The organism is Patescibacteria group bacterium, assembly GCA_041665585.1.
Classification (GTDB): Bacteria; Patescibacteriota; Gracilibacteria; order JAHISY01; family JAHISY01; genus JAHISY01.
Genome location: JBAYIN010000007.1, coordinates 25953 through 39981, shown reverse-complemented (window position 1 = coordinate 39981; position 14029 = coordinate 25953). Strand labels below are relative to the sequence as shown.

General features: G+C 49.5%; 9 protein-coding genes. All 9 read left to right on the top strand.

Annotation, left to right across the window (positions count from 1 at the left end; all coding sequences use genetic code 11):
- The first annotated feature begins 146 nt into the window (after window positions 1-146).
- The 9 genes from WCV72_04790 (at window position 147) to WCV72_04750 (ending at window position 14007) form a co-directional block, all read left to right on the top strand.
- Window positions 147-3863, top strand: a complete 3717-nt coding sequence (locus WCV72_04790; GenBank protein MFA6458669.1) for a DNA-directed RNA polymerase subunit beta — start codon at window positions 147-149, stop codon at window positions 3861-3863.
- A gap of 46 nt (window positions 3864-3909) precedes the next feature.
- Entirely contained in the window at window positions 3910-5415 is a 1506-nt protein-coding gene (locus WCV72_04785; GenBank protein ID MFA6458668.1) for an S-layer homology domain-containing protein, read from the top strand.
- A 39-nt stretch (window positions 5416-5454) separates the two neighbouring features.
- Window positions 5455-9318: a DNA-directed RNA polymerase subunit beta' gene (gene rpoC, locus WCV72_04780; GenBank protein MFA6458667.1), complete on the top strand. Its 3864-nt coding sequence runs from the start codon at window positions 5455-5457 to the stop codon at window positions 9316-9318.
- Between the two features lie 134 nt (window positions 9319-9452).
- Window positions 9453-9884 carry a 30S ribosomal protein S12 gene (rpsL, locus tag WCV72_04775; GenBank protein MFA6458666.1) on the top strand — a complete coding sequence of 144 codons (432 nt, stop codon included), beginning with the start codon at window positions 9453-9455 and terminating at the stop codon, window positions 9882-9884.
- A gap of 333 nt (window positions 9885-10217) precedes the next feature.
- On the top strand, window positions 10218-10433 hold the full coding sequence (locus WCV72_04770; GenBank protein MFA6458665.1) for a hypothetical protein: 216 nt from the start codon (window positions 10218-10220) through the stop codon (window positions 10431-10433).
- Between the two features lie 102 nt (window positions 10434-10535).
- Entirely contained in the window at window positions 10536-11009 is a 474-nt protein-coding gene (gene rpsG, locus WCV72_04765; protein ID MFA6458664.1) for a 30S ribosomal protein S7, read from the top strand.
- 109 nt (window positions 11010-11118) lie between these two features.
- Window positions 11119-12039 carry a DUF5671 domain-containing protein gene (locus tag WCV72_04760; protein ID MFA6458663.1) on the top strand — a complete coding sequence of 307 codons (921 nt, stop codon included), beginning with the start codon at window positions 11119-11121 and terminating at the stop codon, window positions 12037-12039.
- A gap of 49 nt (window positions 12040-12088) precedes the next feature.
- The gene (locus tag WCV72_04755) at window positions 12089-13027 is read left to right on the top strand and encodes a hypothetical protein (GenBank protein MFA6458662.1); all 939 of its coding nucleotides are present in this window, start codon (window positions 12089-12091) and stop codon (window positions 13025-13027) included.
- On the top strand, window positions 13024-14007 hold the full coding sequence (locus tag WCV72_04750) for a methionine synthase (GenBank protein MFA6458661.1): 984 nt from the start codon (window positions 13024-13026) through the stop codon (window positions 14005-14007). Before WCV72_04755 ends, WCV72_04750 begins: the two co-directional genes overlap by 4 nt.
- Window positions 14008-14029: the final 22 nt, after the last annotated feature.

Genomic DNA, 14029 nt, shown 5'->3' with positions numbered 1-14029 from the left:
TTGGCTATAGCTTTCTTTTTTTGTCAAGGCGATTTTAAGAATGATTTTACAAACCGAGAAGCTTTCCCTATAATTTTCCGGCTGATTTTTAGGTTGTGAGTGAGTCGTGAGTGAGAATTGCTATTTTTCCTCACCTCATTTTATTTATGGCTACCCCAAAAAAAGCTTCTAAAAAAGAAGCGAAAACGCCAGCTCGCGCCAAAGCGACTTCCGCGGGACGCAAAAAGCTGGTGCTTGAATCGACTGTGAAAGCGAAGCCTTATCGCATTCCGGCGGTTTTGCCGAATGCGCAGACCGCGCGTCCGAAGAATCCGCGCCGCTTCCTCGACAAGAAAAAAGTGCATGTGCCCTTGCCAAATCTCGTCGAGACGCATCTCAAGAGCTACAACTGGTTTCTCGAAGAAGGTCTGCATGAGCTTTTTGACGAAATTTCGCCGATTCAAGATTCCTCTGGCAAAAAATTGGAACTGCACATTCTCAAGCATTCCATCGAGGCTCCTAAATTGACTCCGACCGAAGCGAAGGAAAAAAGCGGCACTTACGAAGGTACGCTCAAAATTCAAGTTCGCCTCGTCAATAAAGTGACGGGTGAAATCAAAGAGCAAGAAGTCTTCTTCGGCGGTATTCCGCTCATGACTGACAAGGCGACTTTCATCGTGAATGGTATTGAACGCGTCGTTGTCTCACAGCTCGTGCGTTCGCCAGGCGTTTTCTTCTCGCCGAATCCGCTCGTCCCATATTTTCACGCTGCCAAAATTATTCCGAAACGCGGTGCGTGGCTCGAGCTCGAGACAGACAAACGCGGTATCATTTCTGTCAAAATCGACCGCAAGCGCAAAATTCCAATCACAGCTTTGATTCGCGCTTTCACTGGCTGGGACGATGCGAAGATTCTCAAAGAATTTGCCGATGTCGATACTGCTGAAGGGCGCTTGCCTTTCATCGCGACGACGCTCGAAAAAGATCCGGCTGAGTCAGTCGATGAAGCGGCTCAATTAATTTACCAAAAAATTCGTCCGGGTGATCTCGCGACACCGAGCAATGCGAAGGCTTTGATCGACCAACTTTTTTTCGATTACCGCCGCTACGATATGGGTCCGGTCGGTCGTTACAAGCTGAATAAACGCTTCGAGCTCAAAACGCCGGCGGACAAAAAACACCGCATTTTCCAGGTTGACGACTTGATCTTGATCATCAAGCATCTCATCAATCTCAATAATGGCATCGGCGCGTCGGACGACATCGACCATCTCTCCAATCGCCGCATTCGTGCGGTCGGAGAATTAGTCCAAAATAAATTCCGCGTCGGACTTCTCCGTGTCGATCGCATCGTGCGTGATCGTATGACGGTCATGGATCTCGAGACGGCCGCACCGCAACAATTAATTAACGCGCGTCCGATCACAGCTTCGCTGCGCGAATTTTTCGCGAGTTCGCAGCTCTCACAATTCATGGATCAGACGAATCCGCTCGCTGAACTCGAACACAAACGCCGTCTCTCCGCGATGGGTCCGGGTGGACTTAGTCGTGAACGCGCCGGCTTCGATGTGCGTGATGTGCATACTTCGCATTATGGTCGCATCTGTCCGGTCGCCACACCAGAAGGTCCGAACATTGGTTTGGTCGTCCATCTCGCAGCGTACGCGCGTATCAATGAATTCGGTTTCATCGAAACGCCTTATTACAAGATTGCCCAGGACGCGCCGCTCAAAGTCGAAGAATTAGTCTTGCGTCGTGCGAAAGCTGATATCAAAGATGGCAACAAAATTCTCGCGAAAGAAGGCGAGCCAATCACGAAAGAAGCGGCGAAGAAATTAATTGAAACCGCCAAGAAAGAAAAATCCGAGCGCGCGCCGACTCGAGCGTACATCACGACGGACTTCGAATACTACGACGCAGACGAAGAAGAGAGACTCAAAGTCGCGCAAGCCAACTCAGAATTGGACGAAAACAACAACTTTCTCAAGACGCGTATTTCTTCCCGTGAAGGCGGCGATCCATTACTCGCGCATGTCAACGATCTCACGCACATCGACATCGTGCCGCAGCAAATTTTCTCTGTCACGACTGCGCTCATTCCATTCCTCGAACACGACGACAACACGCGTGCCTCGATGGGCTCGAACATGCAACGCCAAGCCGTCAACTTGCTCAAGCCACAGTCGCCGCTCGTCGGCACGGGTGCCGAGGCAATCGTCGCGCAAAATTCCGACCAGATTGTGATTGCCGAAGACGATGGCGAAGTGACGAGTATCGACGCTTCGCAGGCGACGGTCGTCTACCGCAGCGGCAAAAAGCAGACTTACAAAATCGCGAATTACCAACGCTCGAATCAGGGGACTTGCATCACGCAGCGTCCTGTCGTCGATCTCGGTCAAAAATTAAAACGCGGCGACATCATCGCCGAAGGCGCGGCGGTCCATGAGGGCGAGCTTTCACTCGGTCAAAATTTGCTCGTCGCGTACATGTCCTGGGGCGGCTACAACTTCGAAGACGCGGTCATCATTTCCGAGCGCATCGCGCGCACGAATCGCTACGATTCCGTGCACATCGAGGATTATGTTCTCGGCGTCCGCGAGACCAAGCTCGGTATGGAAGAAGTGACGCGCGACATTCCGAATGTCGCCGAAGAACGGTTGAAAAATCTCGACGCAGACGGAATCATCCAAGTCGGCTCTTATGTTTCCGAGGGCGATATCTTGGTCGGCAAAATCACGCCGAAAGGTGAGACTGAGCTGACGGCTGAGGAGCGACTGCTCCGCGCCATCTTCGGTGAAAAAGCACGCGACATGAAAGATACTTCGCTGCGCATGCCGGGTGGCACAGGCGGCAAAGTCATCGATGTCAAAATTTTCACGCGCGATGACGGTGTAGAGCTTCCGATCGGTGTCGTGCGCCAGATTCATGTGCATGTCGCGCAACGCCGCCAACTCCAAGTCGGCGACAAGATGGCTGGTCGTCACGGCAACAAAGGTGTCGTCTCGATCGTCGTGCCGGAAGAGAACATGCCGTTCTTACCAGACGGTACGCCTGTCGACATTATCTTGAATCCGCTCGGTGTCACGAGTCGTATGAATATCGGTCAAATTCTCGAGACGCATCTCGGCTGGGTGGGACAAAAGCTCGGCTGCAAATTCGCGACGCCGGTACTCGATGGTATTTCAACTGAAAAAATTACCGAACTCATGAAAGAAGCCGGACTGCCGGAAGATGGCAAAGTTCAGCTTTTCGACGGTCAAACGGGCGAACCATTCAACCGCAAAACCACCGTCGGTATCACTTACATGCTCAAATTAAACCACCTTGCGGAAGACAAGATTCACGCGCGTTCAGTTGGACCTTATTCTTTGGTGACGCAGCAACCGCTCGGTGGCAAAGCGCAACACGGCGGACAACGCTTCGGAGAAATGGAAGTCTGGGCACTCGAAGCCTACGGTGCCGCGCATGTTTTGCAAGAAATTCTCACAATCAAATCGGATGATGTTTATGGTCGTTCCAAAGCTTACGAGGCGATCGTCAAAGGCGAGGAAATTCGTCGCCCGCGCACACCGGAATCATTCAATGTTCTCGTGAAAGAGTTGCAAGCGCTCTGTCTCAATGTCGAGCTGCTCGACCTCAATCCGGTCAATGAATTGGAAGAGGATGAAATGCTGACAGTCGATGAAGACGAAAGTCTTTCCGTCGCTGTCACCAAAGGTGAGGCTGGTGCTGGCGTATTCATCCCGGAAGACGAGCAAATTTCCGAGCTCGAAGATTTCTCTGACGAAGAGCTGGACGAGGAGGCCTCACTCGACGCGGTCGGTGAAAGCTCGATCAAAGAAATGAAAGACGACTTAGACGAACTCGAAGAAGGGAATTCGTAAAAAATGAAAGCGCGAATTGCAATTCGCGCCTACTAACTACTTTCTTATGATTAAAAAAATCTTAAATCTCGTCGGGGTTGTCGCAATAATTTTGGTTGGTTTTGCGTCCATTCCTTCTACGGCTAGCGCGGCTAGTTTTGGGTCAAGTTGTATGCTTTATATGTATCAGCCAAGCGAATTTCAATATCACCTTGAGTTAATCAATTCAAATACATTTCAGAAAGATGCTCTGTGTCGAGTTGGGACATATCGAATCGAAAACAATACAGGCACTGCAAAAATAACAGCAATGTCTGAATATTCATTAGATATTTCTGTCTCGAATGGAGATGATTTTACTGTTTATGTAGGGAAGGATGGTGAAGAAATTAGTCGACATCTTCAAAGCCCAATCACAGCTGAATCAGATATAAATAATTGCATGAGTAGTGTTACAGATACTGGTGGTGTGTTTAGTATTGAGTTGCTTGGTAGCGACGGTAAGCGTGTTGCCCATTGTCGTTTTACCAAGTACGACTATAAGGTTTTGAGTGGCGAAGCCAAGATGACAGAAATGAATGAATATGTCTTATATTTTGATGGTACAAAAAAAGGAAAGATTCAGGTTACAACTACCTCGCCAAGCTATTATCAGGCTCAATTTGAAATAGGAAATTCTGTAACATCCACATCCTGCACTGACTCGGATGGAGGGAAAAATTATTTTATGAAAGGAAAGGGGACAGGTATTTATGGTGGCGGCAACGGTGTAATTTGGGGAGAAGATAGCAACAAGTGCTCTGGGAGACAAGATCTTAGCCTGAATTACGGCGTAGTTTCCGATTGTTGTGCTGACAGCAGCAATAACAATCAATTAAATGAGGCTTATTGTGACGAAAACGGTTTTTTACAATCTGTTGGTTATAGTTGCCCTAATGGTTGCAAAGACGGAGTCTGTATTTCTTCTGGATCTACAACCACTACGACTATTCCTCCTGCTGGTTACGAAGATGTAGTCATCACAAATCCGACTGCAGCGTCGAATCCATTTTCTGATGTTTCCATTTCTTCTATCGAAGGCAAAGCGGCAGTTGAGCTTTATCGTCGCGCAGTTATTGGCGGGTTCTCGGATGGCGAATTCAAAGGCAGCCAGCCGGTCAATCGCGCTGAGGCGGCGAAATTTCTTTTGCTCGCACGCGGCATTACGGTCGGTAATTTGAAAAATAATGGTCGCTTTGGTGATGTGAAGACTGGCGAGTGGTACGAAAAATTTGTAATGAAAGCAGCTGAGAAAGGAATTATTAACGGCAATCCGGATGGCACTTTCAGACCTGCTAATACTGTCAATACAGCGGAGTTTCTGAAAATGCTAACGAAGACTTTCAATCTTTCTACGAATCTTCCTTACACTTATTCTGATGTTTCTAGTAATGCTTGGTTCGCGCAGTTTGCTGGCGTGGCCCAGAAATACGACCTTTTCCCGAATCGAGGCAGCCGATTTTTACTACCATCACAAAATCTCACTCGGAATGAAGTTGCGGTTGCGATTTATCAATATTTGAAGAGTCGATAAAAATTTTAAATTTTAAATCCTAAATTTTAAATTAATTTCATGCCAAACGATCCAACCCTCGACCGCGACAAACTCCAAGCCTTTGACGCGATTTCCGTGTCGATTGCTTCACCCGAGCAAATCTACTCGTGGAGTTACGGCGAGGTCACGAAGCCGGAGACCATCAATTACCGCACGCAAAAACCGGAACGCGACGGACTTTTCTGTGAAAAGATTTTTGGCCCGTCGAAGAACTGGGAATGCTACTGCGGCAAATACAAGCGCGTGCGCTACCGCGGTGTCGTCTGCGAAAAGTGCGGCGTCGAAGTGACGCGTTCTGTCGTGCGCCGTGAGCGCATGGGTCACATCAAGCTCGCTGTCCCGGTGACACACATCTGGTATCTGCGCTCGACGCCGAGCCGTGTCGGTTTGCTTTTAGACTTGCCAGTCAAGACGCTCGAGCAGGTCGTCTATTTCGCAGCGTACATCGTCAAATCCGTCGATGAGGCCGGACGCGAAAAAGCACTCGCCGATCTCGAAGAGGAATTCAAGAATCAGCAGAAGCTCGCGCGTGACGAGTTCAAAGACAAAATGAACGAAATGAAATTGCTCCACAAATCTGCGGCGACTGCCAAAGAAATTGCGGCGCAGGAAATCACCGCGCTCGAAGATGAGGCAGTCAGTGCCGTCGAAGAAATCAGCGAGCAGTACCATGTCTCGAAAGAACAGCTCCAGAATCTCGCGGTCGGCAAAGTCATTTCCGAATTAAATTACCGCGATCTCTCGATGAAATTCGGTCATGTTTTCGCGGCTGGGATCGGCGCGGAAGCGATTCGTGAAATCATCGCCGAGATCAATCTCGACGAATTCATCAAGCTGCGCACCGCCGAACTCAAAAAGGCGACGGGTCAGAAGTACAAAAAAACCATTAAACGGCTGAAGCTCGCGGGTTCGCTCAAGCAGGCGGGTCTCAAACCGGAGTGGATGATTCTCACTGTTTTGCCAGTTATCCCACCGGATTTGCGTCCGATGGTGCACCTGGATGGCGGTCGTTTCGCGGCTTCCGATTTGAATGACCTGTATCGCCGCGTCATCAATCGCAACAATCGTCTTAAACGCTTAATTGAGATTGGTGCCCCGGAAGTCATTCAACGCAATGAAAAACGCATGTTGCAGGAAGCCGTCGATACGATGCTGCACAATTCCGCGCGCAGCGCGAAAGCGGTTTTCTCCGTCGGCGACAAACGCAAATTGCGTTCGCTCTCCGACATGCTCAAGGGCAAACAGGGTCGTTTCCGTCAAAACTTACTTGGCAAACGCACCGACTACTCTGGTCGTTCCGTCATCGTCGTCGGTCCGAAATTGCATTTGACGGAGTGCGGCTTGCCGAAAGAAATGGCGCTCAAACTTTTCAAACCATTCGTCATCGGTGCGCTGATCAAAAAAGATTTGGCTTACAATGTGAAGTCCGCCGAAAAATTAATCGAGCAAAATCGCCGTGAAGTTTGGGATTCACTCGAGGAAGTGATTGAAGGTAAAAAAGTGCTCCTCAATCGTGCGCCGACTTTGCATCGTCTCGGTATTCAGGCTTTTCAGCCGGTCTTGATCGAAGGCAAAGCGATTCAAATTCATCCGCTCGTTTGTCCGGCTTTCAACGCCGACTTCGATGGCGATCAAATGGCCGTCCATCTTCCGCTTTCCACCGCTGGTCAGAAAGAAGCTTCCGAATTAATCGCGGCGACGCAGAACATGCTCAAGCCTTCGACGGGTGAGCCGACGACGGCACCGACGCAGGACATGGTGCTCGGCTGCTACTATTTGACGCTCGTGCGCGATGGGATGACTGGTGAGGGCATGGTTTTCACCGACATTTCCGAGGCCGTCAATGCGTACCGTTTGGGTGTCGTCCATTTGCATGCCAAGGTCAAAGGTCGTTTGGCGGCGGGCGAAGAGATTCACGAGACGACGGTCGGTCGTTTGATTTTCAATTCTTTCGTTCCCAAAGAATTGGGCTTCCGCAATACCGTAATGAACAAAAAGGCTTTGAAAAAAGTCATTGGTGATGCTGTCCAATTTTCCGGTCAAGACAAAGCGGTGCGTTTCTCTGACGATCTCAAACGCATCGGCTTCAAATTTGCAACCAAATCCGGACTTTCGATTTCCATGCACGATGTCATCGTGCCGGAAGCGAAGCACGCTTTGGTCGAGGCATCCGACGAAGTCGTGAAAGAAATCAACAATCAATACTGGAAAGGCTTCATCACTGACGACGAACGCTACCACCACACGATCAAAGTCTGGGCGGAGACGAAGCAGAAAATTTCCAAAGAAATTCAAAAGGCGACGCCTGAGGACAACGACATCTTCGCGATGATTGACTCCGGTGCGCGTGGTAACTGGGGACAGGTGACGCAGCTCGCCGGTATGAAAGGCTTGGTTGCGAATCCGGCTGGTAAGACGATTGAGCTGCCAGTGAAATCTTCTTTGAAAGAAGGCTTCACGATTCTCGAGTACTTCATCGCGACGCACGGCGGACGCAAAGGTAAATCCGACACCGCTTTGAAAACTGCCGAAGCTGGTTATCTCACTCGCCGTCTCGTTGACGCCGTTCAAGACATTATTTGCCGCGAAGCCGACTGCGGTTCCAAAGATTTCGTCATTCAACGCCGCGCGGAAATTGAAAAGATTGGTGAGAATTTCGCCGAATCACTTTTCGGTCGCACGCTCGCCGGACCGCTCGCTCATCCGAAGACAGGTGAATTGCTCGCGGACGCGGGGACGGAGATCGATCGTCCGCTGATGCAGAAGATCGAAGAGCTCAAGATTGACGGCGTAGCGATTCGTTCGATTCTCACTTGTCAGACAGAAAATGGCGTCTGCCAAAGATGCTACGGTCGTGACCTCGGTCGCGACACGACGGTCGAAGTCGGCACAGCCGTCGGCATCATCGCGGCGCAATCCATCGGCGAACCGGGCACACAGCTCACCATGCGTACCTTCCACATGGGTGGTGTCGCCGGTGAAGAAGATATCACGCAGGGTTTGAACCGCGTCGAAGAATTATTCGAAGCGCGCGCGCCCAAAGCCGAAGCCGTCATTTCCGAAGTCTCGGGCAAGGTCAAAGTTCACAAGAAAGACAATCAAACGCTCGTCACGATTACCGCGAGTGGTGAAAGTTTCGACCGCTATTTGCTCGCGGGATTCACGCCGGATATCAAGATTGGCGAAAAGGTCAAAGCGAAACAAATCGTCGCGCGTGGCATCGGCAATCGCCTCACGATTAAGACGCAGAATGCGGGCGTAATTGAAAAAATCACCGACAAAGAAATTGTCATTTCCCACACGAAGGGCAATGAACGCGAATACGAAATTCCTCCGCGCGTGGGTCTCGCGGTGCGAACTGGCGATCTCGTCAGTGCTGGTGCGCCGCTCACGATCGGTCATCTCAATCTTCGCAAGATGATGGAGCTGACTGACATCAAGACCGTCCAAAATTACATCGTCAAAGAAGTTCAATCGATCTACACCGCGCAGGGTCAATCCATCAACGACAAACATGTCGAAGTGATTGTCCGCCAAATGTTCTCGAAAGTGCGCGTGATTGATTCGGGCGACACGACTTTCCTTCCGGGCGAGGTCACCGATTCAGTCAAATTAAAAAACACGAATGCCGCGCTCGTCGAAGCTGGCAAGAAACCCGCCTCCGCCGAAAATCTTTTGCTCGGACTCACGCGTGTCTCACTCCACACGGATTCATGGCTCTCAGCGGCATCCTTCCAAGAAACAATTCGCGTCTTGGTCGAAGCTTCGACTACGAAGAAGATTGATATCCTGCATGGCCTGAAAGAAAATGTCATCATCGGTAAACTCATTCCAGCCGGTAAAACCTATCAAAAAATGCATCCTGAAGCACTTACGCTTTAGCAATAATTCAATAATCTAATAAGTAAATGATTCAATGATTCAATAAGCAAATGATTCAATAACTCGATTGTTGAAATCATCAAAATTGATTAGAATCCCGCAACTAAATCTTAAATTTTCAATTTTAAATTATTATGCCAACCATCAACCAACTCGTTCGCAAGTCACGCAAGACACCGCGCCGCAAATCTAAGTCGCCAGCGATGCAGTTCATCTCGAACTCATTGAAATCGACGACGCGCGAAATGAAACTGGGCTGTCCGCAGAAGCGGGGAGTCTGTGTGCGTGTCTACACGACGACGCCGAAGAAACCAAACTCCGCCGTGCGAAAAGTCGCGCGCGTGCGTCTTACCAATGGCTACGAAGTGATCGCGTACATTCCGGGCGAGGGTCACAATCTCCAAGAGCATTCCGTCGTGATGATTCGTGGCGGTCGCGTGAAGGATCTTCCTGGTGTGAAATACCACATCATTCGCGGTGTGCTCGATACGACCGGTGTCGCGAATCGCAAACAGAGCCGCTCGCTCTACGGTGCGAAACGCCCGAAGGCCGAGAAGAAGAAATAAGTTTGTAAGGATTAAGTTTTAAGGAGTAAGGACTAAGTAAAAAGCGGTAGAGACGAGGCATGCCTCGTCTCTATTTTTTTTATCCACTCTCGTTTGCTCATTGTGATTATTGCTAAAAGTTAACCCACCAGATATCTGGTGGGTTAACGCTTTGAACTGAGTAGTTGTTAACTCACCACCTAGGTGGTGAGTTAACTTTTAGGCTTCTTTTAGCTTTTTTTGCGCAATCAAAATTTGACTTTGTGGTTGTGTATCGATTAGATTCTCATCTTGATATTTTGCTTTCTTATGCCCACAACCCAACGAGAGACACCTCAGATAAAACTTAAAGTATTGATTAAATATCAATATCCAATGGCACGAGACAGAATCGGAGGTTTACTTGGAAGATTGGATGTCTCGACGGTTCGTGCGCCAGAAATTAGTGATGATGGAATATTATCTATTCCGGTCAATCAAGCCTACTTTTTAGGAGACGCCATTATTCAAAAAATTATCGTTGGTCTATCCAGGCGCGGAGTTGATGCCAAAATTGTGACAGCAGAATAGGTGGTCAAATAATTTGCATTTCCCCAGGATTCCCTTAAAATCTGCCAACAAATTATTTCCCGATTTAAAGGTGAATTAATTAGTAATCTTTAATCTCTTTCCATGAAACGCAAACTTGTGAACGGCATTCCGTTCAAAGGCGACCTGCTTCCAGGTGCCGATCCGCTCCAAGAAAAATTCATCAACTGTCTCATGTTGCACGGCAAGAAATCCATTGCTCGTGAGATTTTTCGTAAAATGCTGGAAGAAGTAAAAAAGAAAGGCGAGGGCAAGCCAGAGGAAATTTTCGTCCTCGCGATTGAAAATGCTTCGCCGGCGATGGAAGTCCGCCCGAAACGCGTCGGTGGCGCGGTCTACCAAGTGCCGATCGAGGTCAATGCCAATCGCCAACGCATCCTCGCGATGCGCTGGATTCTCGACGCGGCGCGCGGAGCCAAAGGTCGTCCGATGCATCTCAAGCTCGCTTCCGTCATTCTCGAGACGGCGAAAGGTGAGGGTCCGGCCGTGAAGAAGAAAGAAGATTCACATCGCATGGCGGCCTCCAACAAAGCTTTTGCGCATTTCGCCAAGTATTAAAAATTTGCGAGTCGCGAGTAGACGACATTCGCGAATGTCACCTACGGGTTTTTTTGTCGCCTGTGTTTTTTGTTTTTGTTAAAATAGTTTACGAATTAACCCCACCAAAATGACCAAAAATTCAGACCACGCGAAACACGCGTTCTTTTACCTGATCGCTTTTTTCGCGCTGGGCTTCGTCGCGACCGCGATTGGTCAAGTTATTTTCCAGCTCATTAATCATACACTCGTCGAAACTACTTCGAGCTATTCGGGCGATTATCTCCAGTCGATTCTGCGTTTCGCGATCTCGGCGCTCATTATTTCTGCGCCGATTTACTATCTTGCGACGCGTAAAATCAATTCCGACCTGGCGAAAGGTCAGCTCGATCCGGAATCGGGAATTCGTAAATGGCTGACTTACATCGCGATTTTCATCGCGGTCGCGGTCGCGGTCGGCGATCTCATTACGACGCTGAATTCTTTTCTTTCCGGCGAAATCACACTCAAATTTTCGCTCAAAGCTGCGACGATTTTCGCGATTGTCGGCGGATTCGGAGCGTACTATTTCTTCGATCTGAAGCGCAAGAATTTTGCGCGCGATCTGACGATTCGCACTTTCGGCATTGCTTTTCTCGTGGTCACCGCAGCTTGTCTGGTGATTGCTTTTTCCTTGCTTGATTCACCGGCGCGAGCGCGCGCTTTGCGCGAGGACGATGCACGCATTCAGGATTTGCAACAGATTTCTTGGGCAGTCACCGATCTTTACAATTTGAATTCCACACTGCCGCAAAATCTAGATGTGCTTGCTGCTGACGGCAAGCTTGATGAAGATGTTTTACTCGATCCGGTTTCCGGGCAGCAGTACGAATTCACGATGATTGATTCTTCGAATTACACGCTGTGCGCCAATTTCGAGCTTGCGACACCGGACGATGATGATTACAGTGATCCGGCTTGGCAGCATGTGGCTGGTCAGGCTTGTTTCGCGGTCAGTCTTTCTGGCATTCAGAAGGACTATCCGATCGTCAATGTGAAACCAATTCGCTGATTGAGTTTTCCCAAGATTCCGTTAAAATCACACGGCTGTTAATTTTTTAATGACTCAAATTTCCACAAGCACGACCGGAATTTTCCCGAAAATCGGTGGGACTGCGCCGTCGTTGCGCGCGAATTTACACAAATTTGACCGTGACGAAATCGACATCGCGGCAATCGAAACCATCATCCAAAAAAACATCGAGCGTGCGGTCGTCGAGCAAATTGCTGCGGGCATCGACTTGCCGACGGACGGATTGATTCGCTGGACCGATCTTTTTTCGCCTTTCGTCAAAAGTTGGCAGGGACTGACGCGCCGTGGTATTCACCGTTTTTACGACACGAATACTCTGTACGGCGAGCCGGTCGTCGAAGGCGAGCTTGTTTTCACCGCGTCGCATGCGGCGGCGGATTTCGCAATCGCCAAAGAATTTGGCGCGAAAAAAGCGACCTTGCCGGGAGTCTTCACTTTCGCGGCAGCTTGTGTCGATAATTTTTATCACGACGCGAAAAAATTACGCTCGGTCTTGGCGGCGAATTTACTGCTCGAAGCGCAGAAATTGGTTGAGGCGGGTGCGGAAATTATCGAAATCCATGAGCCAGAGCTTAGCTGGAATCAAGTTGATGTCGCTGAAATCACAGCAATTTATTCCAAGTTCGGTGAGCTCAAAACCAAGATTCTGGTCACGACTTATTTCCGCAATTTTTCCCAGGCGACGGCAGACAGTTTGCTCGTGGCGAAAGTCGGGATTGGAATTGATTGCTCCAAACCTTGCGAGATTGTGAGTCTCGCGACTCCACTCCTGCAAGTCGGCATCGTCGATTCGCGCGAAACCAAATTGGAAAGCCTGGAAGTTCTCGCCGCTCGTCGCGCTGAGGCACTGCAAAAATTTCCTACCGCCGAAATTATTTTCGCGACGACGAGTCATGTCGAATATCTGCCGCACGAAATCGCGCTGGCGAAAATTGCACTTTTACAAAATGTTAAAAATTTGAAATGAAAATTGACCTGAATTTACCGCTTCTTCCGACGACCTCGGTCGGCTCGTTTCCGAAGCCGGAGTATCTCGCGACTGCGCGCGCGCAATTTTACAGAAATGAAATTTCCCGCGAAGCCCTGCTCGCGTTGGAAGAGCAGGCGACGCGCGAATTTATCCTGCTCCAGGAACGCGTCGGACTCGATGTCCTCGTCGACGGCGAAGCGGAACGCGGCGACATGGCGACTTTCTTCGCCGAAAAAATGAACGGCTTCAAAATTTCCGAGCCAGTCCGTTCGTACGGCAATCGTTATTACAAAAAACCACGCATCGTCAGCGCGATTGAATTTCGTGAGCCGATGACAAAACACTTTTTCGAGTACGCCCAAAAATTAACTTCCAAACCGGTGAAGGGTATGCTGACCGGACCGTACACGATGATGGATTGGAGCTTCAATGAATTTTACGGCAGCCGTGAAGAAGTCGTGCGCGCTTTCGCCAAGGTGCTGCGTCAGGAGGCAATCGAGCTCATGCAAGCGGGTTGCAAAATTATTCAGGTGGACGAGCCGGCGCTTTCAGTTCGCTCGGACGAGATCGAGCTCGCGGCGGAAGGTTTGCGCTTGGTTTTGGACGGACTCGAAATGTACTCAATCACGCACATTTGCTACGGGGCTTTCGAATTTCTCGCTCCCAAAATTCACTTGCTGCCGGTCGATCAGATTGACCTCGAATTTGCCGGTCGTGACTTCGAATTACTCGAGCAGCTGCGCGGTCATGAATTCCCGCAGGATGTCGGACTCGGCGTCTACGATGTGCACACGCACAAGATTACGCCGCAGGCGAAGATTGAAGAATACATTGCCAAGGCTTTGACCTTTTTCCGACCGGAGCAGATCTGGGTCGATCCGGATTGCGGACTCAAGACACGGACTTTCGAAGAATCTGAAAAAGGCCTAGCCGAGATGGTTGCGGCTACGAAGGCGGCGAGATTAAGTATTAAGTAATAAGTGTTAAGTAATAAGGACT

What these genes read in the sequence shown, in the direction of transcription:
- WCV72_04790 (MFA6458669.1), top strand. Translation starts at nt 147, where the DNA reads ATGGCTACCCCAAAAAAAGCTTCTAAAAAAGAAGCGAAAACGCCAGCT.
- WCV72_04785 (MFA6458668.1), top strand. Translation starts at nt 3,910, where the DNA reads ATGATTAAAAAAATCTTAAATCTCGTCGGGGTTGTCGCAATAATTTTG.
- rpoC (MFA6458667.1), top strand. Translation starts at nt 5,455, where the DNA reads ATGCCAAACGATCCAACCCTCGACCGCGACAAACTCCAAGCCTTTGAC.
- rpsL (MFA6458666.1), top strand. Translation starts at nt 9,453, where the DNA reads ATGCCAACCATCAACCAACTCGTTCGCAAGTCACGCAAGACACCGCGC.
- rpsG (MFA6458664.1), top strand. Translation starts at nt 10,536, where the DNA reads ATGAAACGCAAACTTGTGAACGGCATTCCGTTCAAAGGCGACCTGCTT.
- WCV72_04760 (MFA6458663.1), top strand. Translation starts at nt 11,119, where the DNA reads ATGACCAAAAATTCAGACCACGCGAAACACGCGTTCTTTTACCTGATC.
- WCV72_04755 (MFA6458662.1), top strand. Translation starts at nt 12,089, where the DNA reads ATGACTCAAATTTCCACAAGCACGACCGGAATTTTCCCGAAAATCGGT.
- WCV72_04750 (MFA6458661.1), top strand. Translation starts at nt 13,024, where the DNA reads ATGAAAATTGACCTGAATTTACCGCTTCTTCCGACGACCTCGGTCGGC.